General features: G+C 64.6%; 24 protein-coding genes and 1 tRNA gene. 10 read left to right on the forward strand and 15 right to left on the reverse strand.

Translation table 11 applies throughout. The features are described from left to right. Positions 1–12: 12 nt before the first annotated feature. Positions 13–1,245, reverse strand: coding sequence for an MFS transporter (locus tag PVV74_RS09265; RefSeq protein WP_103763401.1), 1,233 nt, complete (start codon positions 1,243–1,245; stop codon positions 13–15). Between the two features lie 141 nt (positions 1,246–1,386). Between PVV74_RS09265 and PVV74_RS09270 the strand changes: the two genes are divergently transcribed. Further along, a complete protein-coding gene (locus PVV74_RS09270; protein ID WP_274592972.1) occupies positions 1,387–2,451 on the forward strand; it encodes a YeeE/YedE family protein in 1,065 nt (354 codons plus the stop codon). Positions 2,452–2,528: 77 nt separating this feature from the next. Here the strand turns inward: PVV74_RS09270 and PVV74_RS09275 are convergent, their stop codons facing one another. After that, the gene (locus PVV74_RS09275; RefSeq protein ID WP_274592973.1) at positions 2,529–4,730 is read right to left on the reverse strand and encodes a primosomal protein N'; all 2,202 of its coding nucleotides are present in this window, start codon (positions 4,728–4,730) and stop codon (positions 2,529–2,531) included. Between the two features lie 121 nt (positions 4,731–4,851). On the opposite strand from PVV74_RS09275, the gene fsa reads away from it, so the two are divergent. The 4 genes from fsa (at position 4,852) to PVV74_RS09295 (ending at position 8,440) form a co-directional block, all read left to right on the forward strand. Beyond that, positions 4,852–5,505, forward strand: coding sequence for a fructose-6-phosphate aldolase (gene fsa, locus PVV74_RS09280; RefSeq protein WP_274592974.1), 654 nt, complete (start codon positions 4,852–4,854; stop codon positions 5,503–5,505). Between the two features lie 509 nt (positions 5,506–6,014). Next, positions 6,015–6,722, forward strand: coding sequence for a DUF484 family protein (locus PVV74_RS09285; protein ID WP_274592975.1), 708 nt, complete (start codon positions 6,015–6,017; stop codon positions 6,720–6,722). Then, positions 6,719–7,651 (forward strand): tyrosine recombinase XerC, encoded by a 933-nt coding sequence (locus tag PVV74_RS09290; RefSeq protein WP_274592976.1) that lies wholly within the window; start codon positions 6,719–6,721, stop codon positions 7,649–7,651. Before PVV74_RS09285 ends, PVV74_RS09290 begins: the two co-directional genes overlap by 4 nt. A 93-nt stretch (positions 7,652–7,744) precedes the next feature. Continuing rightward, on the forward strand, positions 7,745–8,440 hold the full coding sequence (locus tag PVV74_RS09295; RefSeq protein WP_274592977.1) for a CDP-alcohol phosphatidyltransferase family protein: 696 nt from the start codon (positions 7,745–7,747) through the stop codon (positions 8,438–8,440). Here PVV74_RS09295 and PVV74_RS09300 read toward each other — a convergent pair. The 6 genes from PVV74_RS09300 to PVV74_RS09325 all read right to left on the reverse strand — a co-directional run bounded on the left by PVV74_RS09300 (position 8,437) and on the right by PVV74_RS09325 (position 12,795). Next, positions 8,437–8,877, reverse strand: coding sequence for a methylated-DNA--[protein]-cysteine S-methyltransferase (locus PVV74_RS09300; protein WP_425061936.1), 441 nt, complete (start codon positions 8,875–8,877; stop codon positions 8,437–8,439). The genes PVV74_RS09295 and PVV74_RS09300 overlap by 4 nt on opposite strands. 72 nt (positions 8,878–8,949) lie before the next feature. Continuing rightward, the gene (locus PVV74_RS09305) at positions 8,950–9,822 is read right to left on the reverse strand and encodes an OmpA family protein (protein ID WP_274592979.1); all 873 of its coding nucleotides are present in this window, start codon (positions 9,820–9,822) and stop codon (positions 8,950–8,952) included. A gap of 99 nt (positions 9,823–9,921) precedes the next feature. Beyond that, positions 9,922–10,494, reverse strand: coding sequence for a peroxidase-related enzyme (locus PVV74_RS09310; protein WP_274592980.1), 573 nt, complete (start codon positions 10,492–10,494; stop codon positions 9,922–9,924). Further along, entirely contained in the window at positions 10,491–11,240 is a 750-nt protein-coding gene (locus tag PVV74_RS09315; RefSeq protein ID WP_274592981.1) for a GNAT family N-acetyltransferase, read from the reverse strand. Before PVV74_RS09315 ends, PVV74_RS09310 begins: the two co-directional genes overlap by 4 nt. Next, a complete protein-coding gene (locus PVV74_RS09320) occupies positions 11,237–11,959 on the reverse strand; it encodes a competence/damage-inducible protein A (protein WP_103763391.1) in 723 nt (240 codons plus the stop codon). Before PVV74_RS09320 ends, PVV74_RS09315 begins: the two co-directional genes overlap by 4 nt. An 86-nt stretch (positions 11,960–12,045) precedes the next feature. Further along, positions 12,046–12,795 carry a hypothetical protein gene (locus PVV74_RS09325; RefSeq protein WP_274592982.1) on the reverse strand — a complete coding sequence of 250 codons (750 nt, stop codon included), beginning with the start codon at positions 12,793–12,795 and terminating at the stop codon, positions 12,046–12,048. Between the two features lie 92 nt (positions 12,796–12,887). On the opposite strand from PVV74_RS09325, the gene sfsA reads away from it, so the two are divergent. Continuing rightward, the gene (sfsA, locus tag PVV74_RS09330) at positions 12,888–13,589 is read left to right on the forward strand and encodes a DNA/RNA nuclease SfsA (RefSeq protein ID WP_274592983.1); all 702 of its coding nucleotides are present in this window, start codon (positions 12,888–12,890) and stop codon (positions 13,587–13,589) included. A gap of 60 nt (positions 13,590–13,649) precedes the next feature. Further along, on the forward strand, positions 13,650–14,477 hold the full coding sequence (gene map, locus PVV74_RS09335) for a type I methionyl aminopeptidase (protein WP_103763389.1): 828 nt from the start codon (positions 13,650–13,652) through the stop codon (positions 14,475–14,477). A 190-nt stretch (positions 14,478–14,667) separates the two neighbouring features. Here the strand turns inward: map and PVV74_RS09340 are convergent, their stop codons facing one another. From PVV74_RS09340 to ileS, 4 genes are all read right to left on the reverse strand, one after another. Next, complete coding sequence (locus tag PVV74_RS09340; protein WP_274592984.1) at positions 14,668–15,648, reverse strand: GSCFA domain-containing protein; 981 nt, start codon at positions 15,646–15,648, stop codon at positions 14,668–14,670. Between the two features lie 195 nt (positions 15,649–15,843). After that, entirely contained in the window at positions 15,844–17,016 is a 1,173-nt protein-coding gene (locus PVV74_RS09345; RefSeq protein ID WP_274592985.1) for a benzoate/H(+) symporter BenE family transporter, read from the reverse strand. Next, positions 17,016–17,255 carry a DUF3253 domain-containing protein gene (locus tag PVV74_RS09350; protein ID WP_274592986.1) on the reverse strand — a complete coding sequence of 80 codons (240 nt, stop codon included), beginning with the start codon at positions 17,253–17,255 and terminating at the stop codon, positions 17,016–17,018. The genes PVV74_RS09345 and PVV74_RS09350 overlap by 1 nt, the downstream gene beginning before the upstream one ends. A 27-nt stretch (positions 17,256–17,282) precedes the next feature. Further along, positions 17,283–20,189 carry an isoleucine--tRNA ligase gene (gene ileS, locus PVV74_RS09355; protein WP_274592987.1) on the reverse strand — a complete coding sequence of 969 codons (2,907 nt, stop codon included), beginning with the start codon at positions 20,187–20,189 and terminating at the stop codon, positions 17,283–17,285. Positions 20,190–20,613: 424 nt separating this feature from the next. Between ileS and PVV74_RS09360 the strand changes: the two genes are divergently transcribed. After that, a complete protein-coding gene (locus tag PVV74_RS09360; RefSeq protein ID WP_103763463.1) occupies positions 20,614–21,033 on the forward strand; it encodes a group III truncated hemoglobin in 420 nt (139 codons plus the stop codon). A gap of 114 nt (positions 21,034–21,147) precedes the next feature. On the opposite strand, the gene PVV74_RS09365 is transcribed toward PVV74_RS09360, so the two are convergent. From PVV74_RS09365 to PVV74_RS09375, 3 genes are read right to left on the reverse strand one after another with little or no spacing between them, the layout of a single operon-like run. After that, the gene (locus PVV74_RS09365) at positions 21,148–22,155 is read right to left on the reverse strand and encodes a YcjF family protein (RefSeq protein ID WP_274592988.1); all 1,008 of its coding nucleotides are present in this window, start codon (positions 22,153–22,155) and stop codon (positions 21,148–21,150) included. Next, positions 22,152–22,589 (reverse strand): GNAT family N-acetyltransferase, encoded by a 438-nt coding sequence (locus tag PVV74_RS09370; RefSeq protein WP_103763384.1) that lies wholly within the window; start codon positions 22,587–22,589, stop codon positions 22,152–22,154. Before PVV74_RS09370 ends, PVV74_RS09365 begins: the two co-directional genes overlap by 4 nt. Beyond that, entirely contained in the window at positions 22,586–24,013 is a 1,428-nt protein-coding gene (locus PVV74_RS09375) for a YcjX family protein (protein WP_274592989.1), read from the reverse strand. The genes PVV74_RS09370 and PVV74_RS09375 overlap by 4 nt, the downstream gene beginning before the upstream one ends. Positions 24,014–24,117: 104 nt before the next feature. Between PVV74_RS09375 and truA the strand changes: the two genes are divergently transcribed. Further along, entirely contained in the window at positions 24,118–24,897 is a 780-nt protein-coding gene (gene truA, locus PVV74_RS09380) for a tRNA pseudouridine(38-40) synthase TruA (RefSeq protein ID WP_274592990.1), read from the forward strand. Positions 24,898–24,934: 37 nt separating this feature from the next. Next, positions 24,935–25,011: transfer RNA gene (locus tag PVV74_RS09385), tRNA-Arg, on the forward strand. The last annotated feature ends 545 nt before the right edge of the window (positions 25,012–25,556 follow it).

Consider the following 25,556-nt stretch of genomic DNA (forward strand, 5'->3'; position numbering starts at 1 on the left):
TTGTCGATCAGATCACTCCGCCGGGGCGGGCGCCCGGGCGGTCAGGATCGTCTCATACCCCGGTTCGGGGTGACGGGGAATAAGCATCGCAAGGATAAATGACACGCCGGCCATCGCGGCGGCCATCACGAACACCGCCACCGGCGACACCAGCCAGAGGTAGCCCAGCGCGGCGGGCAGGAAGACGGCGGCGATATGGTTGATCGTGAACGCCACCGCCGCGGTGGGCGCGATATCCCCCGGATCGGCGATCTTCTGGAAATAGGTCTTCAGCGCCAGCGCCAGCGCAAACAGCATGTGGTCCACCACGTAAAGCGTCGCCGCCAGCACCACGCCCCAGCTAAAGAAGTAGAGCCCGCCATAGAGCAGGAACACGATCGCCAGCCCCGCATACTCAAAGAGCAGCGTCGCCCGTTCCCCGAACACATGCACCGCGCGGCCCATCAGCGGCGCGAACACCATGTTGGCCACAAGGTTGATCAGGTAGAGCGCGGTAACCTCGTGCACCTCGAATCCGAACTTCTCGACCATCATGAAGCCCGCGAAGACGATGAAGATCTGCCGCCGCGCCCCCGACATGAACTGCAACGCGTAATACAGCCAGTACCGCCGCCGCAGCACCATCTTCTTGATCTGCGGGTTGGGTGCCTCGAATTGCGGAAACGCGAAGACACAATAGAGCGCGATCAGTACCGTCGCCCCGCCCGCGATCATGTAGACGGTGTTGTAGCTCAGATCCAGCGTCTCCCACGTCATCACGATCAGCACGTAAGCCACCAGCGTCGTGCCCGACCCGGCGGCCAGCAGCCAGCCCAGCATCTGCGGCGCGCGCTCCTTCTTCAGCCATTGCAACTGCAACGACTGGTTCACCGTCTCGAAATAATGAAACCCGATCGAACTCAACATCGTGATCGTCAGGATACCGCCAAGGCTGGGAAACCACGCGGTGATCGCCGTCGCCACGCCCAGCAGGATCAGCGACACCAGCGCCAGCGTCTGCTCGCGCATGAAAATGATGATGGCGATGACCCCGATGGCCAGGAATCCGGGGATCTCCCGCACTGTGTGCAACCAACCGATATCCGAGCCGTCGAACTCCGCCGCCTCGATGACGAAGTTGTTGAGCAGCGCCGACCACGTCGCAAAGGCCAGCGGCATCGCCGCAGCCATCAGGAACAGCAGCGCCACGGGCCGTCGCCAGATCGGCAGCTCCCGCGCCAGTTCAAGGGGGTATGTCCTCGCCATCCTCATGCTTTACGCCCATCTTTCCGCTTTGACCATTGCTTCGACTGCAAGGCGACTGTGCAAAAATACGCGGCCTGATCTGGATCAAGGCAGCGGGCCCGCCCCTGTGGCACGACCGCCTGAAATCGAAAGGCACGGGTCATGGACGTTCTCGCCCTCGTGGAATGGATCGGCGAAGCCCAGGCAGCGGCGCTCCTGGGCCTGCTCACCGGCGTGATCTTCGGCGTCGCGGCACAACGCTCTCGCTTCTGCCTGCGCGCGGCGTCGGTGGAATTCGCCCGGGGCCGCATGGGCGACCGCATCGCGGTGTGGTTCCTGACCTTCTCGACCGCCGTCGTCTGGGTGCAGGGCGCGCAGCTGCTCGGTCTCTTCCGCGCGTCGGACGCCCGCATGATGGCCATCCCCGGCAGCTGGTCCGGCGCGGTGATCGGCGGGCTGATCTTCGGCGCGGGCATGGTGCTGGCGCGCGGCTGTCCCGGTCGCCTTCTCGTGCTCGCGGCCACCGGCAACCTGCGGGCCATCACCACCGGCCTCGTCTTTGCCGTCGCGGCGCAAATGAGCCTGTCGGGAATGCTCTCGGACCTGCGCACGCAACTGGCCGCGCTCTGGACCACCCAGGGCGGCCACAACATGGACCTGCTCAGCACACTCGGCCTGCCGGCCTACAGCGGCCTGCTGATCGGCCTTGCCTTTGCCCTGCTCGCCCTCGTTGTCTCGCGCCGCAACCGCATCGGGGCCGCGCGCCTGGTCTTCGCCTCCGGCGTGGGCTTCGCCGTCGCGGTGGGGTGGGTGTCGACCTTCGCGCTGGCGCAGGTCAGCTTCGATCCCGTCTCGGTGGAAAGCGCCACGTTCAGCGGCCCCTCGGCCAATACGCTGATGTTCTTCCTGGTCTCCAACCCGGTGCTGAACTTCGACATCGGCCTGGTGCCGGGCGTGTTCCTCGGCGCCTTCCTCGCATCGTACGTCAACCGCGAATTCAGCTTCCAGGGGTTCGAGGACGCCGCCAACATGCGCCGCATGATGACCGGCGCGCTGATGATGGGCTTCGGCGCGATGCTGGCCGGGGGCTGCTCGATCGGAAACGGCGTCACGGGGGCCTCGATCTTCGCCGGCACCGCGTGGCTGGCGCTCTTCTCTATGTGGATCGGTGCGATGATGACCGATTTCCTGGTGGACCAGCGGGGCGTGGGCGCACAACCCGCGTAGGGTGGGTGAAAACCCACGCGGACCACGCAACGCCCCCACCCCGTCCCGGACTTGATCCGGGACCTCCCGCGATACGCTCACATGAAACTCTGCGGATCGATATCCACCGCCAGCCGGAACTGGGTCGACCCCTTCACCGGCGCAATCCACTGCGCCAGCGCGCCTTGCAACGCCACGCCCTTCGGCGCCTTCACCAGCAGCCGCACCCGATGCCGCCCCCGCACGCGGGCAATCGGCGCCGGCGCCGGCCCGAACACCTGCGCCCCCACAGCCCGGATCGGGCCATCGTTCCGCGCCAGCGCATTACCGATATCGAACGCCTCCTGCATGTCGGTCGAGGACAGGATGATCCCGGCCATGCGACCGAATGGCGGCACGCCCGCGTGCTGCCGCTCCCCGGCCTCGGCCCGCCAGAACCCTTCCTCATCCCCCGTCAGGATCGCCCAGATCACCGGATGCTCGGGCTGGAAGGTCTGCAACAGCGCCACCCCCGCCTTCTCGGCCCGCCCCGCGCGCCCCGCCACCTGCCGCATCAGCTGGAACGTCCGCTCGGCGGCCCGCAGATCCGATCCCTGCAGGCCCAGATCGGCGTCGATCACGCCGACCAGCGTAAGGTTCGGGAAATTGTGCCCCTTCGCCACAAGTTGCGTGCCGACGATGATATCCGCGCCCCCCGCCGCGATCTCCTCGATCTGCGCCTTCAGCGCCCGGGCAGACCCGAACATGTCCGACGACAGCGTCGCCACCCGCGCTTCGGGGAACAGCGCCACCGCCTCTTCCGTCATCCGCTCCACGCCGGGGCCCACGGCGGCCAGCTTGCCCTCCACCTCGCAGGCGGGGCAGGCTTCGGGCATCGGCTTGGTCTCGCCGCACTGGTGACAGACCAGCCGCTTCAGGAACCGGTGCTCCACCATCCGCGCGTCGCAATGATCGCACCCCACCTGGTGCCCGCAGGCCCGGCAGATCGTCACCGGCGCATAGCCCCGCCGATTGAGGAACAACAGCGACTGCTCGCCCTTTGCCAGTCGCGCGTCGACGGCCGCCCGTAGGGTGGGTGAAACCCACGCATTGCTGGCCAGCCGCTCGTCGCGCATGTCCACCGCGCGCAGCTCCGGCATCACCGCCGGCCCGAACCGCGCCGTCAGGTCCAGCCGCCGGTACTTGCCGGCCTCCGCATTGGCCCATGTCTCGAGGCTCGGCGTGGCCGAGGCCAGCACCACCTGCGCCGCACACAGGCTGCCACGCAGCACCGCCATGTCGCGGGCATTATAAAGAACCCCGTCCTCCTGCTTGTAGGAGGTGTCGTGCTCTTCATCGACGACGATCAGGCCAAGATCCTGAAACGGCAGGAACAGCGCCGACCGCGCGCCCACGACCAGCTGGCACTGCCCCTGCCCCACCATCTTCCAGATGCGCCGCCGCTCGGTCATGGTGACGCCCGAATGCCACTCGGCCGGCTTCACCCCGAACCGCGCCTGCACCCGCGTCAGAAACTCCGAGGTCAGCGCGATCTCCGGCAACAGTACCAGCGCCTGGCGGCCGTGCGCGATGCACTCCGCCACGGCTTCCAGGTACACTTCCGTCTTGCCCGATCCGGTCACGCCGCGCAGCAGCGTTGTGCCGAACACCCCCTCGCGCAGCCCGGCCCTCAATGCCTCCGCCGCCACCGCCTGATCCTCGGTCAGGTCCGCCCCCGGTCGCGCCGGATCGAGCCTCGGGAACGGCGCATCCCGCGGCGTGTCCTCTTCCCGGACAACCCCCTGTTTCACCAACCCCTTCACGACCGAGGATGTCACCCCGGCCATGTCGCTCACTTCCTTCAGGGTGAACCCCAGCCCGCCATACTCCTCCAGCACGGCGATCACCTTGCGCCGGGCCTCGGTCTCGCGGTCTGGCCGCCCCTCGCCCAGGCGATAGATCTTCTGCATCGACGGCGGATCGCCCAGCCCCGGCGCGCGCGTCGCCAGCCGCAGCATCGCGGGCAGCGGCGTCAGCGTATAATCGGCGGCCTTCCGTATGAACGCCTGCAATTCCTCGCGCATCGGCGCCGCGTCCAGCACGCGAATGACCGACCGCACCTTGCTGATGTCATAATCCCCCGCCCCTGCGCCCCAGACCACGCCCAGCACCTTGCGCGGCCCCAGCGGCACCTCGACGAACGCGCCAAGATGACACCCGCCTTCCGGCGCCTTGTAATCCAGCACACGGCCCAGCGGCTGCGTCGTCAGAACGCCCACCAACTGGCCGGTCTCGAAAAAACTTGCACCGGAATACGTCAAAAACGGCGACCTTCGTCACGAGGTCCCGGGTCAGGTCCGGGACAGGGGTTTCGGGCGCATACCTTATGAGGTAAAGCATCCGACAGGAAACCCCAACGCGGCCAAGAGAGGGCCTTTCGAGATGAAATTCTTCGTAGACACCGCCGACGTCGACGCCATCAAGGAACTGAACGAGCTTGGCATGGTCGACGGCGTCACCACCAACCCCTCGCTGATCCTCAAATCGGGCCGCGACATCCTCGAAGTGACCAAGGAAATCTGCGACATCGTCGAAGGCCCGGTCTCGGCCGAGGTCGTCGCCGTCGAGGCCGACCAGATGATCGAGGAAGGCCGCAAGCTCGCCAAGATCGCCGACAACATCGCGGTGAAGGTCCCCCTCACCTGGGACGGGCTGAAGGCCTGCAAGGTGCTGGCGGGCGAGGGCAACATGGTCAACGTCACGCTGTGCTTTTCGGCCAACCAGGCACTGCTGGCGGCCAAGGCGGGGGCCACGTTCATCTCGCCCTTCATCGGGCGTCTGGATGACATCAACCTCGACGGCATGGACCTCATTGGCGACATCCGCACGATCTATGACAATTACGGCTACGAGACCCAGATCCTCGCCGCCTCGATTCGCACGGTCAACCACGCCACCCAATCGGCCCTGATCGGCGCCGACGTGATGACCGCGCCGCCGGACGTGATCAAGAAAATGGCCGCGCACCCGCTGACCGACAAGGGGCTGGAGGCCTTCCTGGCGGATTGGGAAAAAACCGGGCAGAAGATCCTGTAATCGGCGGCCTGCGACGGGCAGGCCTACTGTCGGTCATGCGGAAGGTTGCGCGTCACCGCATGCGACCCAGTGTACGGTTACGGCAGCTTCGAGGCCTTGGAGGTGTCGTCGATTTCGAGCCCCCAGCCGGTTAACAGCCGCGAAGCGGCCCGGCTATCGTCAGCCCCTCCCCTGGGCTGGCGATTTGGCCGAGGCTGGGCGCAACAATCCTTCCGAGGATGTGCTTGGCAGGCATGAAGCGCTTCAGAATTGTCGTCGGATCGCCACCCCTGGGGCTGGCGCTCGCCTCCGTCACGAACGGCCGCTCCGTCCTGCAAAACCGACGCTTCAAACACAGACGCCCTTGCAGATTTTTTGAAAGAGGCATTCGAATTTCAAGAGCCGAATTGTCTTGGGGTCCTGCACCCAAGCGCCACGCGATGGGTAAAAATCCGACCATTTCCAAGAAATTTATTGCGGCACCACCCCGCCGCATCTGATAAGCTTCCTAAAAATAATCAGAGGCACACATGAGCAGCAAGCCCGAGATCAACGACCAGATGCGCGACCACATCATCGCGCAACCCGATGTTATCCTTGAAGATCAGGACCTTATGCGCGCCCTCATCGCCGCCAACGAACGCGCGATGGGCAACAATATCGTCGACCTGCGCGGCATCGCCATGGACCGGCTCGAAGCGCGGCTGGAACGGCTGGAGGACACCCACCGCTCGGTCATCGCCGCCGCCTATGAAAACCTCGCCGGCACCAACCAGGTGCACCGCGCCATCCTGCGCATGCTCGACCCGGTCGAGTTCGAGGATTTCCTCAAGGATCTCGGGGGCGACGTCGCCACCATCCTGCGGGTCGACTGCGTCAAGCTGGTGCTGGAATCCGTCCAGAATGACGACGACCCCGCCGTCAAGCGACTGGGCGACGTACTGTCCGTGGCCGAACCCGGCTTCATCGAACACTATCTCGGCACCCGCCACTCCGGACCCGTGCGTCAGGTCACCCTGCGCCAGGTTCACGAGGGCGACGACCGCATTTATGGCCGCGAGGCCGAGTTCATGCGCTCCGAGGCGTGCCTGCTGCTCGATTTCGGCGAAAACCGCCTGCCCGGCCTGCTGGTCCTGGGCTCCGAGGACCCGCACCAGTTCAGCCCGCAACAGGGCACCGACCTCCTGTCCTTCTTCGCGGGTATCTTCGAACGGGCGATGCGCCGCTGGCTGTCATGATCTCGGCCGCGGCCCGCGACGCGCTTCAGGCCTGGCTCGATCATCACAAATCCCTGCGCGGCGCCTCCCCCCATACGCTCGACGCCTATTCCCGCGACGTCGCGGATTTCCTCGCCTTCATGACCGAACACAAGGGCGCGTCCCAGGGCCTCGGCGCGCTGGCCAAGCTCACCGTGTCGGACATGCGCGCCTGGATGGCCTTCACACGGGGCCGCGACGTGGGCGCCCGCAGCCTCGCGCGCAAGCTTTCTGCGGTCAAAAGCTTCTTTCGCTGGCTGGCCGAGCGCGAAGGGGTTGACCCGGCGGCGGTCCTCGCCGCCCGCGCGCCCAAGTTCCAGCGCAAACTGCCCCGGCCCCTGTCGCCCGACGCCGCGCGCGACGTGATCGAGACCACCGAGACCCAGCACCCCACCACCTGGATCGCCGCCCGCGACCAGGCGGTCGTGACCCTGCTCTACGGCTGCGGGCTGCGCATCTCCGAGGCGCTTGGCCTGACGGGCCGCGCCCTGCCCGTGGGCGACAGCCTGCGGATCGTCGGCAAGGGCGGCAAGGAACGCATCGTGCCGGTCATCGCCCCCGCTCGCACGGCCCTCGCCCGCTACCTCGACCTCTGCCCCTACCCAACCGAGCCCGACACGCCGCTTTTCCGCGGCGCGCGCGGCGGGGCGCTCTCGCCCCGTGCGGTGCAGAAACTCATGGCCAGCGTCCGGATGCAGCTTGGCCTGCCCGCCACCGCCACGCCCCACGCCATGCGCCACAGCTTTGCCACGCACCTGCTGAACGCCGGCGGCGACCTGCGCGCGATCCAGGAACTCCTGGGACACGCCTCCCTCTCGACCACCCAGGCCTACACGGCGGTCGACACCGCCCGCCTGATGGAAGTCTACAACCAGACCCACCCCAAGGCGCGCACGCCCGGCAAGGCCTGACCCTGTCAGCCCAAAGTCACAAAGCCTCCACCAGACGCCGCACGCATGTATTTGCAATTGCATCCCTGCGCCCGATCCCCCATCACGGGTGCCATGAGCCTGCGTATGAAAGCCCTTCTCGTGCACCTGCTGACCGCCACGGGTGCGGTCTTTGCCATGCTGGCGATGCTGGCCGCCATCCAGGAGAAATGGTCGCTGATGTTCCTCTGGCTGGTGGTGGCCTTCGCTGTGGACGGCATCGACGGGCCTCTGGCGCGCAAATACGATGTAAAGACCAACTTCCCGCTCTTCGACGGCGTGCTCCTGGATCTCATCATCGACTACCTGACCTACGTGTTCATCCCCGCCTTCGCGCTCTTTGAATTCGGCCTGCTGCCCGGCTGGACCGGCTGGGTCGCGATCATCATCATCACCTACTCCTCGGCGCTCTATTTCGCCGACACGCGGATGAAGACCAAGGACAACTCGTTTTCGGGCTTCCCCGGCTGCTGGAACATGCTGGCGCTCGTGCTCTTCGCGATCGAGCCCAACTTCTGGGTCTCTCTCACCATCGTGACGCTGCTGGCGGTCTCGATGTTCCTGCCGCTCAAATTCGTCCACCCGGTGCGCACCAAGCGCTGGCGCTGGATTTCCCTGCCGATGATCGTCGCCTGGACCTTCTTCGCCGGATGGGCCGCCTGGGTCGATTTCCATCCCGAAAGCTGGGCGCATTGGGGTCTCGTGGTGACCACGGTCTACCTGACACTCGCAGGCGTCGCGCAACAGCTGATCCCCGAGCGCAACGGCTAGAGCAACAGCCCCGCCGCGCCCTCATGGCGCAGCAGCCAGACCTTGGTCTCGATCCCGTCCGCCCCGGAATAGCCGCCCAGCCCTCCGGCGCCTAGGACCCTGTGGCAGGGAATGATCACCGGGATCGAATTGCCCCCGCACGCCCCGCCCACCGCCTGCGCCGGCACGCCCAGCACCTTGGCGATATCGCCGTACTCGCGGGTCTCGCCCCACGGTATCGCCAGCATCGCGGCGCAGACCTCGCGCTGAAAGTCCGATCCTGCGGGGGCCAGCGGCAAATCGAACGTCTTCAAGCGGCCCTCGAAATAGGCCGCCAGCTGCGCGCAGGCCGCTTCCAGTTCAGGCCGCGCCTCCGACGCCCCGGCCTGCCCCCAGCCCAAACCGACAATCGACGCCCCGTCGCTCGTCACCCGTAAAGGTCCCACCGGGCTCTCCATCCCGGCCTCGAAGACCGCTCCCGGCTTTTTCTTGCCAAAAATACTCAAATCCCGCCCTCTCGGCCCCTTGCCTCACTCGGTATTGAGCAGCACCGCCTCCACCCGCCGGTTGGCCTCACGCCCCGCATCCGTCAGGTTCGAGGCGACGGGCGCAAGATATCCCATCCCCTCTGCCTCCAGCTGGATACGCGGGATGTCATACTCCGACACCAGCCGCTCCAGCACCGCCGCCGCCCTTCGCCGCGACAACGCGGTATTGTTCTCCAGCGTGCCGACCGTGTCGGTATGGCCCACCAGCGCCACGCGCCGCTCGGGGTCTTCTCGCAGAAACGCCGCCAACGCCTGCAAGGACGGGTGCGGGCCGGGCCCCAAGGACACCGTACCGGTCTCGAAATCGAGGTCCGACAAAACCGCGTGCCCGGTCTGCGTCAGCCGCTCTGCCAGGGGCCCTGTGGCCGCGTCCGGCACGGCGCCGGTTGTCACCGTCTCCGGCCCTGCCGCACCGTCCTCGGCAGACAGGCTACCGGTCGCGGCCTCGGACTGCGCCAGCCGGATCACCTGGATATAGCCGCTGCCCGACACCTGGCTGACCACCACGGTCACGTAGTCCGACACCCCGTCATCGCCCTCCTTGCGGGCCGACAGGAAGCGATAGTCGCGCAGGTCCACGAACATGTCCGGCGCGGGCAGAACAGGCGTGTTGAACCGGAAATCGAAGCCGCCGCATTCCCGCGCCGCGCAGTCCAGCATGATGGAATATCCCGCCTCGACGATCTGCCGCCGCAGGGGCCGCTGCAATTGCAGGCTGGTCAGCCCCGGCGCATCCAGCCGCCACGCCTGTTGCAGGAAAAACCCTTCGGCATCGATCGCCGGGATCTGCCCGTCGGCATAGACATCCGTCGGCACAAGATAGGCTTCGGCGGCGCGGCGCACTTCCCGGGTCATCGTGGCGCCCTGCGGCAAGGTCAGCTCCAGCGCCCCGGCGCCACCAGCAGCCCAAAGGCCCAGCGCAATTCCAAAAGTTGTCGCCCGCGGCCCCACTGTCTAGCGGGCCTGTCCGTGATAGTCGGGATTGGGCTTCATGCCCACCGCGCTGGCCATCCGGTTCGACATGCTGAAGAATCCCACGACGGCGGCGATGTCCCAGATATCGCGCTCGGAAAAGCCCGCATCGCGCAACGCCTGCCGGTCGGCCTCCACCGTCTCGGCACTGGCCTTGGTGACCTTCTCGGCGAACTCCAGCATCGCCGTCTGCCGCGCGTCCAGATCGGCGGCCCGCCAGTTCATCACCATCGCCTCGCCCAGGGCCGGGTCACCTGACAGCGCGCGCACCGCCGCCCCATGCGCCACCTGGCAATACCAGCAGCGGTTGATCGAACTGACCACCACCGCGATCATCTCCCGCTCCAGCTTGCTCAGGCCACTGTCACCCAGCATCAGCTCGTTATACATCGCCGTGAAGGCGTTCAGCTTCTCGATATCGAACGCATAGGCCCGCAGCACGTTCGGGATCATGCCCAGCTTGTCCTGGCAGACATCGAAATACTTCCGCGTGTCCTCGGGCAGCGGGTCCGCCATCGGCAGGTTCAGGGCGGTGGGCAGATCATCCTGGCTCATGTGGTGCGGGCATCCTTCTTGGTACGGTAATGGTACTGTCCCACAAGCGTCATCCCTAGGGAAGAGTAGAGCGCGTTGGCCGCATCGTTGGCGATGGTGCACAGCACGCTCACATGCGTGGCCCCCTGCCCGGCGGCCCAATGCGCCGCATGATGCGTCAGGTGCCGCCCCAGCCCGCCACGCCGCTCGCCCTTGCGCACTTCCAGCGCGTGGATCATCGCCACCCCGTCCGAGATCGCGACAAACCCGGTGGCGGCGGGCCGGTTCTCGGTCCGCCCGAAAAGCGAGGTCTTGGGCCCCTCCACCCGGCGCATCACGTCAACCCGCGCCGGCCCGATGCCGCCTTCCTTCCAGATATCCTTCTGGATCGCCATCGGCTCCCACAGGTCAAAGGTCGTCACCGGCGGCGGGTCCTCGGCGGTCAGCGTGGCGACCGGGCAGACATACATGTTCACCGGGTCGATCACGTCGTACCCGGCGGCCCGCAGCATCGCATCCAGCGACTCGTCGCCATGCCGGATCATGAACAGCAGGTCCTGCCCCATCTCGCGCATCTTCTCCTCGGCCTCGGGCAGCGCGTCGCGTGTCACGGGCGTGCCCGGCTCGCGCAGCGTCGATGCCGAGACGCGTTTGCCGCCGCCCCTGCCCTCGCGCAGGGTCCACGGCCCCGCGTCAAACATCTCGGCGGCGGGCCAGGTGGCCTCCGTCACGGCATAAAGCGTCCTGGCATCGGGCAGCCCGCTCATGCCGGAAACGCCTTTTCCAACTCTTGCATCGCGCGTGTCACCTCCGCCTCGTCCTGTCCCCGGATCACCACGTTCACCCCGAACCTGCCGTTCACGATAAACGGGTACGACCCGAAGGACAGTGCGTCATACCGCTCCGCCAATGCGCCCAGCGGCCCCGCGATGTCGCCTTCGCCGCGTTCGACGCGCAAGGTCTGTGACACCACCGGCTGCCCGCCCGTCAGCGTCGGCAACAGCCCCTCGACCATCGCCTCGAAGATCTTGGGCACGCCTGCCATCACATGCACGTTCTCGAGGGTGAATCCCGGCGCCCCGCTCACCGGGTTGTCGATCAGCGTGGCACCCTCCGGCACCCGCGCCATGCGCAGCCGCGCCTCGTTGATCTCCAGCCCCTGCTTCTCGTAATGCGTCTCCAGGATGGCCCGCGCATCGTCACGCACCCCGATGGGCAGGCCAAAGGCCGCCGCCACGTTCTCGGCGGTGATGTCGTCATGGGTGGGCCCGATCCCGCCCGAGGTGAACAGGTGGTCATACGCCCCCGCCAACGCCTTGACCGCCGCCTGGATGGCGCCCGGGTCATCCGCCACCACGCGCACCTCCAACAGGTCGATCCCATGCTCGGTCAGACGGCCCGCGAGGTGATGCATGTTGGCATCGCGCGTGCGGCCCGACAGGATCTCGTCACCGATCACCAGCATCGCGGCGGTTGGGTTGGGCATGGCGGCTCTCCTCAAGGAAGCACTACAGACTTCACATTTTTTCAGCAGTGGAGTTTCGAAAGACCGAAAGTAACTCGTAGATCAGACTATTCGTTCATAGCAAGGGCGTCTTGGGGGTCGGCACATGGTGGCAGAGCATTCGCCAGATCAGGCACGTTGACTCTTAGCCAATCAGGAACCCAGCCCGGGGCTTTCTCGTATGCCGCATCAACTAGCCTGTTGGCATCATTCTGAAGTTCAGAAACCATGCCCTTTCCTGCCGCGTAAATCAGGCAACCATATTCCTCCAGAGTGCCCTCAGGATTAGCTTCTTTCCATTCCGCATAGTCTTGATCCTCAAAGTAGAGCAAGGCGATCGCTCCGGCGACTGGCACGGCCAATATATAACGCTGCAGCCGCGCCTTGGCTTTGGCCTTGAGAACAGCATCATTGACCCTTGCTCTATTACGAATTCGCAAGTCGGAGAGTCTCAGGCTATGCAGTACACTTGCGGTCGTTAGGGCCCCTTGTTGCAAGGCCCATTGCACGGTCCGCTTCGCGCGTTCTTTTTGCCGTAATGCAAACACCTTAACCCGGTGCTGTGTCTTTAGCTTCGAGATCTTTGCTCTGTTTTTTGCCTTCAAACTAGCCGTTTTCGTAGCGTGTGCAGCTTTAAGGCTCTTGATCTTCTTGCCGTGTTCAATCGCGGCGGTCGCAGCTGAAGACGTAAGTTTTGCAACTTGGAAGCTGGTGCTGATGGCCCAAACCATTGCCGACAAATTCGTCACAACAAGAAATATTAGGACGCTCGATAGGAAGGCGGCACTACGAAACAAGCCGAATATCCTTTTCAACATGCCAATAAATCCCGAAGTCGTTGCTTCAATTCATTATGAAGTTGAGTGTATCTGTCGCGCCACAGATCTAAAATCGGAAATTCTTTAAGGTCATGCGCTTTCAAACCCCTCTTGAACCGGCCACCCTGATCCGCCGCTACAAGCGCTTCCTCGCCGATATAAGGCTGGCGGACGGGCGCGAGGTGACGGCCCATTGCGCCAATCCCGGCTCGATGATGGGGCTGGCGGACGAAGGAATGCGCATCTGGGTCGAACCCAACGACGACCCGAAGAAAAAGCTGAAATACGGCTGGCGGCTGGTCGATCATGGGCACGGGCATTTCACCGGCGTCGACACCAGCCTGCCGAACAAGGCTCTCAAGGCCGCGTTGATGGCCGGCGACATCCCCGAACTGGCGGCCTACGACACCGTCCTGCCCGAGCAGAAATACGGGGAAAACAGCCGGATCGACTTTCTTCTGCGCGGCGCGGACCTGCCCGACGCCTATGTCGAGGTCAAATCCGTCACCCTGTCGCGCGAACAGGGGCTTGCCGAGTTTCCCGACAGCGTCACCGCCCGCGGCGCCAAGCACCTGCGCGAACTGGCGGAAATGGCCCGCGCAGGCCACCGCGCCGTGCTCTTCTACCTCGTCCAGCGCACCGACTGCACGCGCCTGACCGTGGCCGCCGACATAGACCCCACCTATGCCGAGGCGTTGGTCATGGCCCGCCTCGCCGGTGTCGAGGTTCTGGCCTATGATTGTGCAATCACCCCCAATGAGGTCGAAATTCGGCGCACATTGCCCCTGCGATGACCTGCCCCTCTGGTTCTCGGGCCGAATTCAGCCTACATACACCTCAAAGAATTGACTCGCATGGACCCAGACGTGAACGAACAACACCGAGGCAGACTGACCCGCGACGGCATCCGCATCCACGAGAGGGCGGATTTCGCCGGCATGCACAAGGCCGGTGCGCTGGCCGCCGAGATATTGGATCAGGTCGCCGACCTTGTCGAAGTGGGCCAGACCACCGCCGTTCTGGACAAGTTCATCGAGGACAAGGTGACCGAGGCCGGCGCGAAATCCGCCACCATCGGCTACAAGGGGTATCAGCACGCCAGTTGCATCAGCGTCAACCACGTGGTCTGCCACGGCATCCCCGGCGACAAGAAGCTTAAGGATGGCGATATCCTGAACATCGACGTCACCGTCATCGTCGACGGCTGGTACGGCGATACCTCGCGGATGTATGTCGCGGGAAAACGCAACCGCAAGATCGAACGCCTGATCCAGATCACCCATGACAGCCTGTTGAAGGGGATCGAGGCGGTGAAGCCCGGCAACACCTTCGGCGATATCGGCCACGCCATCCAGAACTTCGTCGAAGGCCAACGCATGAGCGTGGTGCGCGACTTCTGCGGCCACGGCCTGGGCCGGGTGTTCCACGCGCCCCCCAACGTCCTGCACTATGGTCGCGCCGGGACAGGTCCCACGCTCGAGGAAGGCATGTTCTTCACGATCGAGCCGATGGTGAACCTCGGCCGCCCCGAAACCAAAGTACTGTCCGACGACTGGACCGCCGTCACCCGCGACCGCTCACTCTCGGCCCAGTTCGAGCATTCCATCGGCGTAACTGCCGACGGGTGCGAGATCTTTACCCTGTCCCCCGGCAACCGCTTCCACCCGACCTGGAAGGACTAGGCGAGGCCGACGCCGCGACGGCGTCGATGGACTTCCGCGGCAAGTGCCGCGGCTACCTATCTTGAATCGTGCTTGTGCACCCGGACTTCCCCGAGAAGGTGCACCGCTTGTTTCGCGAGATCGGCCCGATCCTGTATGCGCAGGACCGGCAATACTGAACTCTTTGCACCATTCCAAAAGGCGGGCTGGCCTACTTATCAATGTAAGTTTCGCAAAACAGGCTTGTGATCTTCTCTACCAGCGCCAGCTTCACATGGCGCCTGTCGTTTTGCCAGGCGGTTTTGGGATGGGACAGCGTCACGAACTCGTAGGAAGGGAAATAGTCGACATCGTCGTGTGCGTCTGAAAACTTCGACGCCGCCACTCGAAGCTGCGCCTTCGACAACGTGTTCGCCACGACGACATCCTGTCCGGTAAAGCTGCGTTGCAGCCCCACGGGTGAGACAGTGACAATAATCTTGAGCTGATCCCCGGCAGTCGCCTTTGCTTTGGTACGGATGGCCTCCAGCCCTTCAAGCGCTTCTTCCATGGACACCCAGACGCCCGAGAACCTGTTTGACTTCCGGGCGTACCGCGCAGGTGGAGCGCTGTTCAGCGGAAGCGATGTCTCGTTGTCAAACAAGGCTTCTGAGAGGCCAAGGGTGATGATCATGCAACCCGCTTGCGACAAGGATTCACGCATCAAATGCCGCAGATGCGCCCGATCCTCGACGATTTTTTCAAAAGGCCGCGGCATCTGGTTGTTGGCATAGTTGCTGTCCCAGAACATGCCTTCCTCCGGCAGAGGATAAATCAGATGCTCACCAAGCCTTTCATCCCCACCCGAGTAGTTGTCGATCTCCAGCTTCATTGACGGCACGTTGAAGCGGTGAAGTAACGCGGCATCTCCATATTTGTTTTCACGCTGCGCAAAATCCCTGGAATTGTAGAGCGCATTGTTGACCTGCAACCCACGATCGATCAGCGCCATCTCGATATTGCGCGCAAAACAGGATCCGATTGTGAAAAAGCTGGTGTCCGACGGCACGGTGAATTTCGGGCGCACGGTAATCTTCGTTTCGCCGTCGAAAATGCGGTTGCATGCGAAGGCAGGGTTCTCGTCCTGCTTGCTCTTGTTCCATATTGCATGAGGCAACCTGAAGTTCTTGGCGACTTCATCCCAGCGAAACAATTGGTGGTTTCCTGTTTCGTTTCATATCCGAGCCTTTCGGACGCGATATCGAGTGGCATGCCGACGCGCAAGAATACAGCGGACAGACTTGAACACAGCCATAAAAAGATACTGGTTGCGAAAAACTCCTATCGGCGGGTCTCAATCCGGAACGTCTTGTTTTCTGACATCAGGTTTGACCGTGCCTGCATCAGGCTACTTTGACACTCCGCGATTGCCATTGCTCGCGTGCCTGACCACCTGCACCAACCCCCCGGCCAAAAGCCCCCAGACGGCGCCCCCCAGCCCGAACACCGTCACGCCCGAGGCCGTGACGACAAAGGTGATTACCGCCGCCTCGCGATAGTCCGCATCGCCCAGCGCGGCAGCCGTCGAATTGGCAAACACGCTCAACAGCGCCACACCGGCCACGCTGGCCATCACCATTGGCGGCGCCAGCCCCGCAAACGCCGTGATGACCCCGGCAAACACCCCGAGCACGCAGTAAAAGATCCCCGCCATCACCGCCGACCAATAGCGCATCCCGGCATCCGGGTGGCTGTCCTCGTCCGCGCACATCGCCGCCGTGATCGCCGCGAGGCAGGTCTGCGGCGCGCCGCCCGGGGCCGACAGCACGCTGAAGCCGCCGACCACGCTCAACAGCGGCCCCGGCTCCGGCGCATACCCATGCGCCCGCATCACTGCCAGCCCCGGCACGTTCTGCGTCGCCATCGTCACCACGTAAAGGGGCAGGCCAATCCCCACCACGGCGGCCAGCGAGAACTCCGGCATCACGAAGACCGGCGCCGTCACCCAGCCCCGGGCATCGAATGCGCCAAGATCGCCATAGGCCAGCACCGTGATCCCCGCCGCCACGACCGCCCCCGGCACCGCCAACAGCTTGTTGATCCGGCCCAGCACGAACCACGCCGCCAGGATCGGGCCAATCACCACCGGCGTCTCGGCCACCGCCAGAACCGGCCTGATCACCAGCGGCAAAAGCACCCCGCCCAGCATCGCCTGCGCCAGCGGCGCCGGTATCGCCGCCGCCAGCCGTCCAAGGGGTCGCCAAAGGCCCGAAATCACCGTCAAGGCCCCCGCCACCAGGAACCCGGCCACCGCACCGGCGAAGCCGGCCTCCACGGGCGCTGTCACCGCCAACAGCGCCGCCCCCGGCGTCGACCACGCGACCGAGGCGGGCATCTTCGTCCACAGGCTCAGCACGATCCCCGCCAGCCCCATCGCCAGCGCCGCCGCCATCAGGCCCGACGCGGCCTGCGCGTCGCTCGCCCCCACGGCGGCCAGCCCCTGCAACACGATGGGAAAGGAACTGAAAAACCCGACCATGGCCACCACGAACCCGGTCGAAATTGTCTGCATGGGCGGCATCACGTCTCTCCTTCGGCCAAACCCAACCGGATCGGTCCCTTGGCCGCAACCGGATCGACCGCCACGCCTTTCTGTGTCGCCACCAGCGGCAGCCCTGCCGCCACCTCGCGCACACGCGGCATCAATTTCCGCCAGTCGCCCGACAACGCCCGCGCCGCCTCGGACGGGCAAAAGGTCCTGCCCGCCTCCCGCGCCCGCGCCAGCCGCATCAGCACATCGGAAATCTCGTCATCCGTCATGTCGTAGGGTGGGGTTTCACCCCACCGTCACCCCAACGCCGCATCACACCGCGCACAGGTCCCCGGATGCTTGTGCGTGCCCACGTCCGGCAGGATCTTCCAGCACCGCTGGCACTTCTCGCCCGCCGCACGCTCGAAGACCACGGTCACACCGTCCACCTCGGGCAGCCGGTACGCCTCCGCCGGGCTGGGATCGTCGGTCAGCCGGATATCGGACGTGATGCAGATATCGTCGAAATTGACCGATTTCAGCACCTCCAGCGCCTCGGCATCGCGCACATGCACCACCGGCGCAGCTTCCAGGCTCGCCCCGATCACCTTGTCGGTCCGCTGCACCTCCAGCGCCGCAGTCACCACGCGCCGCGCCTGCCGCACCGTGGCCCATTTCGCCGCCAGCGGCTCGTTCAGCCATTCCTTCGGCGTCTCCGGGATATCCGTCAGATGCACCGAGCTGTCGTCCCCCGGGAACCGCTCCAGCCAGACCTCTTCCATGGTGAACACCAGCACGGGCGCCAGCCACGTGGTCAGGCGATGGAACAGGATATCCATCACCGTCCGCGCCGCCCGCCGCCGGGGCGTGTCGCCATCGCAATACAGCGCATCCTTGCGGATATCGAAGTAGAACGCGGAGAGCTCCACCGTGGCGAAGTTGAACAGCGCCTGGAACACCCCCTGGAAATCATAGGCGGCATACCCCGTGCGCACCCGGTGATCCAGTTCCGCCAGCCGGTGCAGCACCCAGCGCTCCAGCTCCGGCATATCCTCCGGCTCAACCCGGTCGTCCTCGCTGAAATGGCTCAGCGCCCCCAGCAGGAACCGCATCGTGTTGCGCAGCCGGCGATAGCCGTCGGCGGTCCCTTTCAGGATCTCCGGCCCGATCCGCTGATCGTTGGTGTAATCCGTCTGCGCCACCCAAAGCCGCAGGATATCCGCGCCATACTGCTTGACCACTTCCTCGGGCACGATCGTATTGCCGAGCGACTTGGACATCTTGTTGCCCTTCTCGTCCAGCGTGAACCCGTGGGTCAGCACGCCCCGGTACGGCGCATGCCCCGTGGTGCCGCAGGATTGCAGCATCGAGGAATGGAACCACCCCCGGTGCTGGTCCGTGCCTTCTAGGTACAGATCCGCCATCCCGTCCTCGGACCCGTCCTCGCGGTCGCGCAGAACGAACGCATGGGTCGAGCCACTGTCAAACCAGACGTCGAGAATGTCGTCGACCTTCTCCCACTCGTTCGGGTCATAGTCGTTCCCCAGGAACCGCTCCTTGGCACCGTCCTTGTACCACGCATCCGCGCCTTCGGCCTCGAACGCCTCAAGGATGCGCGCATTGACCTTTTCATCCCGCAGCAGAAAGCCCTCATCCGTGGGCATCGCCCCTTTCCTGACGAAACAGGTCAGCGGCACGCCCCACGCCCTCTGCCGCGACAGAACCCAGTCTGGCCGCGCTTCCATCATGGAATACAGACGGTTGCGCCCGGTCTTGGGCGTCCACTGCACCTTGTCGATCTCGGTCAGCGCCCGCTGGCGGATCGTGGTGCCGCTCTCGTCCTGCCCGTCGCCCACCTCGCGATCGATCGCGGCGAACCACTGCGGCGTGTTGCGATAGATCACCGGCGCTTTCGACCGCCAGCTATGGGGATAGCTGTGCTTGATCTTGCCCCGCGCCAGCAACCCGCCGACCTCGACCAGCTTGTCGATGATCGTCTTGTTGGCGTTGCCCTCCTTGCCCTTGCGATCAAGGATATAGGTGCCGCCAAAGAATGGTAGGTCGGCGCGGAAACCACCATCGTCCATCACGTTATAGGTGATGACCTGGTCCAGCATCCCGAGGCCACGATAAAGCTCGTATTCCTCCATCCCGTGGGACGGCGCGCAATGCACGAACCCGGTGCCTTCCTCGTCGGTCACGAAATCGGCCGCCCGGAAATCGCGCAGGTCGTCCCACTCGCCGTTCGACCCTTCCGCGCCATGCAGCGGGTGCTTGAGGCTCAGGCCAGCCAATTCGTCGGCGGTCACGTCCCGCACGCGCGTCCACTGATCGTCGTTCAGCCGCGCGCGGCCCATCACATCCCCGGCCAGCTTGTCGGCAAGGATGAACCTGTCGCCCACATTGGCCCAGCACTCGTCCGGCGTGCCCGTGACCTCGTAAAGGCCATAGGCGATGTCCTCGCCGTAAACGACCGCCTTGTTCGACGGCATGGTCCAGGGCGTGGTGGTCCAGATCACCACATGCGCACCTTCCAGGTCGCCTTCGGCAACCTCGAACTTCACCCACACGGTAAAGCTCTCCTTGTCGTGGTACTCCACCTCCGCCTCGGCCAGCGCCGTCTTCTCCACCGGCGACCACATCACAGGCTTGGAACCCTGATAGAGCGTCCCGTTCATCAGGAACTTCTGGAATTCCTCCGCGATGATCCGCTCGGCGCGGAAATCCATCGTGAGGTAGGGCTTCTCCCACTTGCCGGTCACGCCCAGCCGCTTGAACTCATCCCGCTGGATGTCGATCCAGCCTTCCGCGAACTTGCGGCACTCGGCGCGGAAATCGACGATATCCACCGCGTCCTTGTTCTGGCCCTTCTTGCGGTACTGCTCCTCGATCTTCCACTCGATCGGCAGGCCGTGACAGTCCCAGCCGGGGATGTAGCGCGCATCGCGCCCCATCATCTGCTGGCTGCGAACAACCATGTCCTTCAGGATCTTGTTCAGCGCGTGGCCGATATGCAGGTGCCCGTTGGCATAGGGCGGTCCGTCATGCAGCGTAAACGGCTGCCGCGTCTCGGCTGTCGCCTTCTCGCGCAGGCGGTCATAGACCTTCAGTCCGTTCCACCGCTCCAGCCACTCGGGCTCGCGCTTGGGCAGGCCCGCGCGCATAGGGAAATCGGTCTGGGGCAGGTTCAGCGTGTCTTTGTAATCGGGTGTGTCAGAACACATCTGTGACGTCCTTTGTCACTGGCATTTCAATCTCTGGGTGGGGGCGGCGCGGTGGTCCATACGCCTTTTCCCGGCGGCTCGTCTGTTTCAGAGCGCCGGGCATGTAATTCGAATGATGATCGCAAAGCGGGTCATGATGGGGGGCGTTATAGGTGCGCGCGTTCCAAGGAGCAAGCCGTAGAACCCGGGCTCACCGCCAGCGCCCAAGATTTTTCAGAAAAGTCTTGGCAAAAGCCTTCTCAAGGCTTTTGCAACGCCCGCCCTGTTAACGCGCCGGATCGCGAAATTTTGCACCGTCGGCACACCACCCGGATACCGACGCAATACCGACGTTCCGATTTCCCACGATCCGACGGCGTTAACCATGTTTCCCGAATCGCGTTTCCCATTGCATCCGGCCCATTCAACGGCCAGATTCGAGGCCATGACACCGGCCCTGCCCCCCCGTTTCGACATCACCCGCGCCGAGATCGAGCGCGTCGTGGCTGCCTTCTATGCATCCTGCCGCGCGCATCCCGGCCTGGCGCCGGTCTTTGCCGCGCATGTCACCGACTGGCCCGCGCACGAGGCCCGCGTCAGCGATTTCTGGGCCAACACGATCCTGCACGAGCGGTGTTACGTGGGCAATGCCATGCAGGCCCATGTGCAGGCGGGCAATGTCAAACCGGGCATGTTCTCGATGTGGCTCGACCTCTTCGACAGCACCCTGCAGTCCGAGCTGCCCCCGGCCAAGGCCGCCGCCTGGTCCGCCCTTGCCCACCGCATCGGCCAGACCCTGCGCGCGGGCGTCGTGAACCGCGAGACACATCCCGGCGGCGTGCCGAAACTGGGCAACCCGTTCTGACGCACGCAAGGGCGACCGGACGTTAAGGTTTTGCTGTCAGATTGGACAAGGTCGCGAGGTCAATCCGGACCTCCGGCAGAAATACCGACACACCGGCCGAAATTCGTTGGTCGTTTACGCTTTGTTAACTCCGCCAAAGAGACCGGTCAGCGCGCGCTGCACCATCCGCGTCACCGAGGGGCGCTTGCCCGCCCGGAACGGCAAGGGCCGACACACTTCCATTGCCGCCACGCCCACCCGCGCGGTCAGCGCGCCATTGACGATCCCCTCGCCGAACCGGCGGGAAACCTTGGACAAAAGGCTCCCCCCGGCGACCGAGCCAATCAGGTCGTCACCCACCGCCACGGCGCCCGTGGCGACCAGATGCGTCATCACCGCCCGCGCCAGCCGCCAGCTGCCCAGCGTACCCGACCGACCGCCATAGATCTCCGCGATGCGGCGGATCATCCGCAGGTTCGACGTCAGCGCCGCGATCACGTCGGCAAAGGCCAGCGGCACCACCGCCGTCACCGTCGCCACCTGCCGTGCGGCCGCCTCGATCTCCTTCGCCGCGGCCCGGTCCAGCGGCGCCAGCAGCTCGGTTTCCGCCAGCCCCAGCAGGCTGCCCGCATCCATCTGCTCGGGGCCATAGTCCCGCAAACGATCCCGCCCCCAGCTCGTATCCTCGCGCCCCGCATAAAGCTGCGTCAGATCCTGCACCACACCCCGCGCCTGTTTCAGGTCCGCCCCCGCCAATGCCGCATCCGCCGCCCGGTGCAGCTTGTCGATCCGCGCCAGCCGGGAAAACGCCGCCATCTCGCGGATGACAATGATCAGGCAAACAAGGGCAAACGCCGCGATCAGCGCCGTGACGGCATAGCCCAACACCACGTTGCGGGCCAGCAGCGCCATCACGAAATCCCACGCTGCAAAGGAAATCACCGCCCCCAGGATCGACAGCAGCAACCCCCAGAACCACCGCGCCAGGCGCGACGGTTTCTTCGCCGCCAACGTCGCCACGGTCTGCATCGCCCTGCCCTCTGGGTGCCCCTCCACCACGGGATCCGGCACCGGCGGCGCCGTGTCCGGGCGGGGGCTGTCATCGCCCTCTTCGATGTCGATCAGAACCGGTCGCTTGCTCATGAGTCTACCCTGGGCTCCACCCTGCGTTCCGGCGGCCAGACCATCAGGATCTCGGGCCGCCCCTCGTCATTTTCCGCACCGTCAGCACGTGTCTTTTCGGCAAAGCCATGCCGGTAATAGAACCGCCGTCCTCCGGTGTTTTCCTCGGCAACCCAGAGGTTTAGCCGATCCCGCTCTCGCTTGGCATCCTGCAACAACAGGCGGCCCACCCCTTGGCCCTGCGCCCTTGGGTGCACGTAAAGCGCGTGCAGTTCGGGCCCGGTGCAAAGGATGAAACCGGCCAGTCGCGTATCGTCACACACCGCCCGGACACAGCCGCGTCGAGTCATCCGGACCATGATTTTCAGGTCATCCCACCAATGCCCGCTTCGATGCTGCCACAAGACGCCCAAAAGGCCCGGCACATGCTTCAGACGTGCGTCGAAAGGGGTCATAACCGATCCCCGATCAGAAACTGCGCCGCCCGATCCAGCCGGATATGCGGCGGCCCCTCCCCGCGCTTCAGCGTCAAACGCGCGGGGGCGAAATTCATCACCTCGTACTCGGCGTCCAGCCACGCCTCGGCCCCGTCCCGTGCAGGCCCCAACAGGTGCGCCGGGTCCTCCGGCAACGCCCCGGGATAGAACGCCGCCTGCTTGCCGCGCCCGCCCTCTGGCCCCATCAGCGTGCCGCGCACACAGTCCAGGGTTTGCCCGCCATGCTCACGCGTTTCCTCGGTCGTGGCCCTTAACGCGGCAATCGCCATCCCCGCCGTCTCGGCCCCGGCGAAATCCGCCCGGTTCCGCGCGTCCCGCATCAACGCCTCGATGATGCCGGTCAGACGTCCATGCTGCGTATGGTGCAAATGGTCGGCTTTGGTCGCCGCGAACAGGATTTTCTCCACCCGCTGCCCGATCAGAAGCCTGGACAGAAAGGCGTTCCGTCCCGGCCGGAACGCTCCAAGGATATCGGCCATCGCGCGGCGCATATCCTCGACCGCCTGCGGGCCGTTGTGAATGGCACCCAACGCATCGACCAGCACGACCTGCCGGTCGATCCTCGAGAAGTGATCGCGGAAGAAGGGTTTGACGACCTTGGATTTATACGCCTCGAACCGCCGCTCCATCTCGCGCCACAGCGACCGGCGCGGCGGGCTGTCGGGCGCAGGCAGTGGCGCGAATGTCAGCACCGGAGAGCCGGCCAGATCCCCCGGCAGAAGGAACCGCCCCGGCGTGCAATCCGACAACCCCGCCGCGCGCGCCGCGTTCAGGTACGCGGTGAACGCCTCGGCCAGCGACTGCGCCACGGGCTCCTCCAGCTTGGCCGTCGCATCGACCTCGCGGGCCTTTGCCAGAAAACCTTGCGCCTGTTCACGCGGCGCCAACCGGCCCAACGTTTCCGCGGACCATTCGGCATAGCTCTTGTCCATCAGGCCCAAGTCCAACAGCCATTCGCCGGGATAATCCACGATATCCAGATGCACGGTCCGCGGCCCCTGCAGCCCCGCCAGCAACCCCGACGGGCGCACCCTCAGCGACAGGCGCAGCTCCGAAACCGAACGCGTGCTGTCGGGCCAATGCGGCGTCTCGGCGGTCAGCGCCCCAAGGTGTTTTTCATACTCGAACCGGGGCAGCGTATCGTCTGGCTGCGGCTGCAAGTAGGCGGCCGAAATGCGCCCCTCGGCGGCGGCCACCAGCCCCGGCATCCGCCCGCGATCCATCAGGTTGGCGACCAGTGACGTGATGAACACCGTCTTGCCCGCGCGGCTCAGCCCCGTGACGCCCAGCCGGATCACCGGCTCCATGAACGCGCCCGACAGCGTGTCGCCCACGCGCTCCACGCCGCGTGTCAGCCCATCTGCGATATCCGAAAGCACCAAACTGCCCCTTCTCTTTGCCCTCAAGATAGGCCGCACACCCGGCATGTGCCAGTGGGGAGCGTTGGGGGATTGTTCCCCGCCGCCGGTCACGCTAAGGGCTTTTCATGCCCCGCTATGCATTGAAAGTCGAATATCACGGCGCGCCCTTCGCCGGCTGGCAGCGACAGGCCGATCAGCCTTCGGTGCAAGGCACGATCGAGGACGCGCTGGCGCGGCTGGAACCGGGCCCGCACACGATTGCGGCGGCGGGCCGGACGGATGCGGGCGTGCACGGGTTGGCGCAGGTCGCCCAGTGCGACATGGTCAAGGACTGGGACCCCTTTCGCCTGTCAGAGGCATTGAATTATCACCTGAAACCCCTGCCCGTCGCGATCCTCGATTGCGCGCAGGTCACCGACGACTGGCACGCCCGGTTCTCGGCGGTCGAGCGCCGCTACCTCTTTCGTCTGCTGATCCGCCGCGCCCCGGCCACCCATGACAAGGGGCTGGTCTGGCGGGTGCAGAACCCTCTGGATGTCGAGGCCATGCGCGAAGGCGCGGCGCATCTTGTGGGGCATCACGACTTCACCACCTTCCGCTCGACCATCTGCCAGGCGAAAAGCCCGGTGAAAACACTGGACGACATCGTCATTTCGCAGGTCGACGGCCTCTCCGGTCCGGAAATCCAGTTCCGCCTGCGCGCCCGGTCATTCCTGCACAACCAAGTGCGCAGCATAGTCGGTACTTTGGAACGCGTCGGCGCCGGAGCCTGGTCACCGCATCAGGTCAAAACCGCGCTCGACGCCCGCGACCGCACCGCCTGCGGCCCGGTCTGCCCGCCTCAGGGGCTATATCTTGCCGGCGTGGGGTATCCCGACGACCCTTTCGCGTCATTTCGCCTTTGAATTCGCATGCGCGCTTGGGTAAGGCTTTTTGCCAAGCGGTCCCGTAGCTCAACTGGATAGAGCAGCTGACTTCTAATCAGCAGGTTCGGGGTTCGAGTCCTCGCGGGATCGCCACTTAGACCAAATGTCAGTGAATGGGCAAAACGCGCTCGATACTGCGCGCACCCTCATCCGGTTTGCCGCACAGTGGATGGAACTCATGAAGTTCCGGGCACACGCCTCGGCTCCGACTTTGTCGCCAAGCATGTCACACTACCACGATAAGCTCGATCCTGCGGCAACCGACCCGGCTCGAGTGGCCGCATGCAGGATAATGCGCAAGTGCGTTCTGCGTCAGGCCCATATTGAGGACCTTGATGCGGTAGCCAAACACGTCGGCTGTCGTCCCATGGATCCATATCGGCTTCGTTGGCGTACCACGTACAAAAGCGCCACTCTCTGGATAATCGGGCAACTTCTCATAACAGCGGTAAAGTTCCTCTGAACCATACAAGGCAATCGGGGCCGCAACACGGGGCCCCGATACGCATTTCAAAGGCACAGGCCATCATAAGCTGTGCACCTAAATCTGATCACCTTTCAGCGTTTCTGGTTTCGGCAAAAATGCCTCTCAATCAGTGTCTGCTTCGTCCTGACAAAGCGTTTTGAGTTCTGAAGGG

This window comes from Roseovarius sp. SK2, assembly GCF_028807495.1.
In the GTDB taxonomy this organism is placed as follows: Bacteria; Pseudomonadota; Alphaproteobacteria; order Rhodobacterales; family Rhodobacteraceae; genus Roseovarius; species Roseovarius confluentis.

Excerpts from the sequence above, each read along its gene's own strand:
- PVV74_RS09305 (WP_274592979.1), bottom strand. The coding sequence starts at position 9,822 with ATGACCCGGGAAGTGCGCCGCGCCGCCGAAGCCTATCTTGTGCCGACG.
- PVV74_RS09360 (WP_103763463.1), top strand. The coding sequence starts at position 20,614 with ATGACACCGGCCCTGCCCCCCCGTTTCGACATCACCCGCGCCGAGATC.
- PVV74_RS09310 (WP_274592980.1), bottom strand. The coding sequence starts at position 10,494 with ATGAGCCAGGATGATCTGCCCACCGCCCTGAACCTGCCGATGGCGGAC.
- PVV74_RS09270 (WP_274592972.1), top strand. The coding sequence starts at position 1,387 with ATGGACGTTCTCGCCCTCGTGGAATGGATCGGCGAAGCCCAGGCAGCG.
- PVV74_RS09315 (WP_274592981.1), bottom strand. The coding sequence starts at position 11,240 with ATGAGCGGGCTGCCCGATGCCAGGACGCTTTATGCCGTGACGGAGGCC.
- PVV74_RS09365 (WP_274592988.1), bottom strand. The coding sequence starts at position 22,155 with ATGAGCAAGCGACCGGTTCTGATCGACATCGAAGAGGGCGATGACAGC.
- PVV74_RS09350 (WP_274592986.1), bottom strand. The coding sequence starts at position 17,255 with ATGACGGATGACGAGATTTCCGATGTGCTGATGCGGCTGGCGCGGGCG.
- PVV74_RS09325 (WP_274592982.1), bottom strand. The coding sequence starts at position 12,795 with ATGTTGAAAAGGATATTCGGCTTGTTTCGTAGTGCCGCCTTCCTATCG.
- PVV74_RS09320 (WP_103763391.1), bottom strand. The coding sequence starts at position 11,959 with ATGCCCAACCCAACCGCCGCGATGCTGGTGATCGGTGACGAGATCCTG.
- PVV74_RS09290 (WP_274592976.1), top strand. The coding sequence starts at position 6,719 with ATGATCTCGGCCGCGGCCCGCGACGCGCTTCAGGCCTGGCTCGATCAT.
- fsa (WP_274592974.1), top strand. The coding sequence starts at position 4,852 with ATGAAATTCTTCGTAGACACCGCCGACGTCGACGCCATCAAGGAACTG.
- ileS (WP_274592987.1), bottom strand. The coding sequence starts at position 20,189 with ATGTGTTCTGACACACCCGATTACAAAGACACGCTGAACCTGCCCCAG.
- PVV74_RS09295 (WP_274592977.1), top strand. The coding sequence starts at position 7,745 with ATGAGCCTGCGTATGAAAGCCCTTCTCGTGCACCTGCTGACCGCCACG.
- sfsA (WP_274592983.1), top strand. The coding sequence starts at position 12,888 with ATGCGCTTTCAAACCCCTCTTGAACCGGCCACCCTGATCCGCCGCTAC.
- PVV74_RS09370 (WP_103763384.1), bottom strand. The coding sequence starts at position 22,589 with ATGACCCCTTTCGACGCACGTCTGAAGCATGTGCCGGGCCTTTTGGGC.
- PVV74_RS09285 (WP_274592975.1), top strand. The coding sequence starts at position 6,015 with ATGAGCAGCAAGCCCGAGATCAACGACCAGATGCGCGACCACATCATC.
- PVV74_RS09265 (WP_103763401.1), bottom strand. The coding sequence starts at position 1,245 with ATGGCGAGGACATACCCCCTTGAACTGGCGCGGGAGCTGCCGATCTGG.
- map (WP_103763389.1), top strand. The coding sequence starts at position 13,650 with ATGGACCCAGACGTGAACGAACAACACCGAGGCAGACTGACCCGCGAC.
- truA (WP_274592990.1), top strand. The coding sequence starts at position 24,118 with ATGCCCCGCTATGCATTGAAAGTCGAATATCACGGCGCGCCCTTCGCC.
- PVV74_RS09300 (WP_425061936.1), bottom strand. The coding sequence starts at position 8,877 with ATGGAGAGCCCGGTGGGACCTTTACGGGTGACGAGCGACGGGGCGTCG.
- PVV74_RS09345 (WP_274592985.1), bottom strand. The coding sequence starts at position 17,016 with ATGCCGCCCATGCAGACAATTTCGACCGGGTTCGTGGTGGCCATGGTC.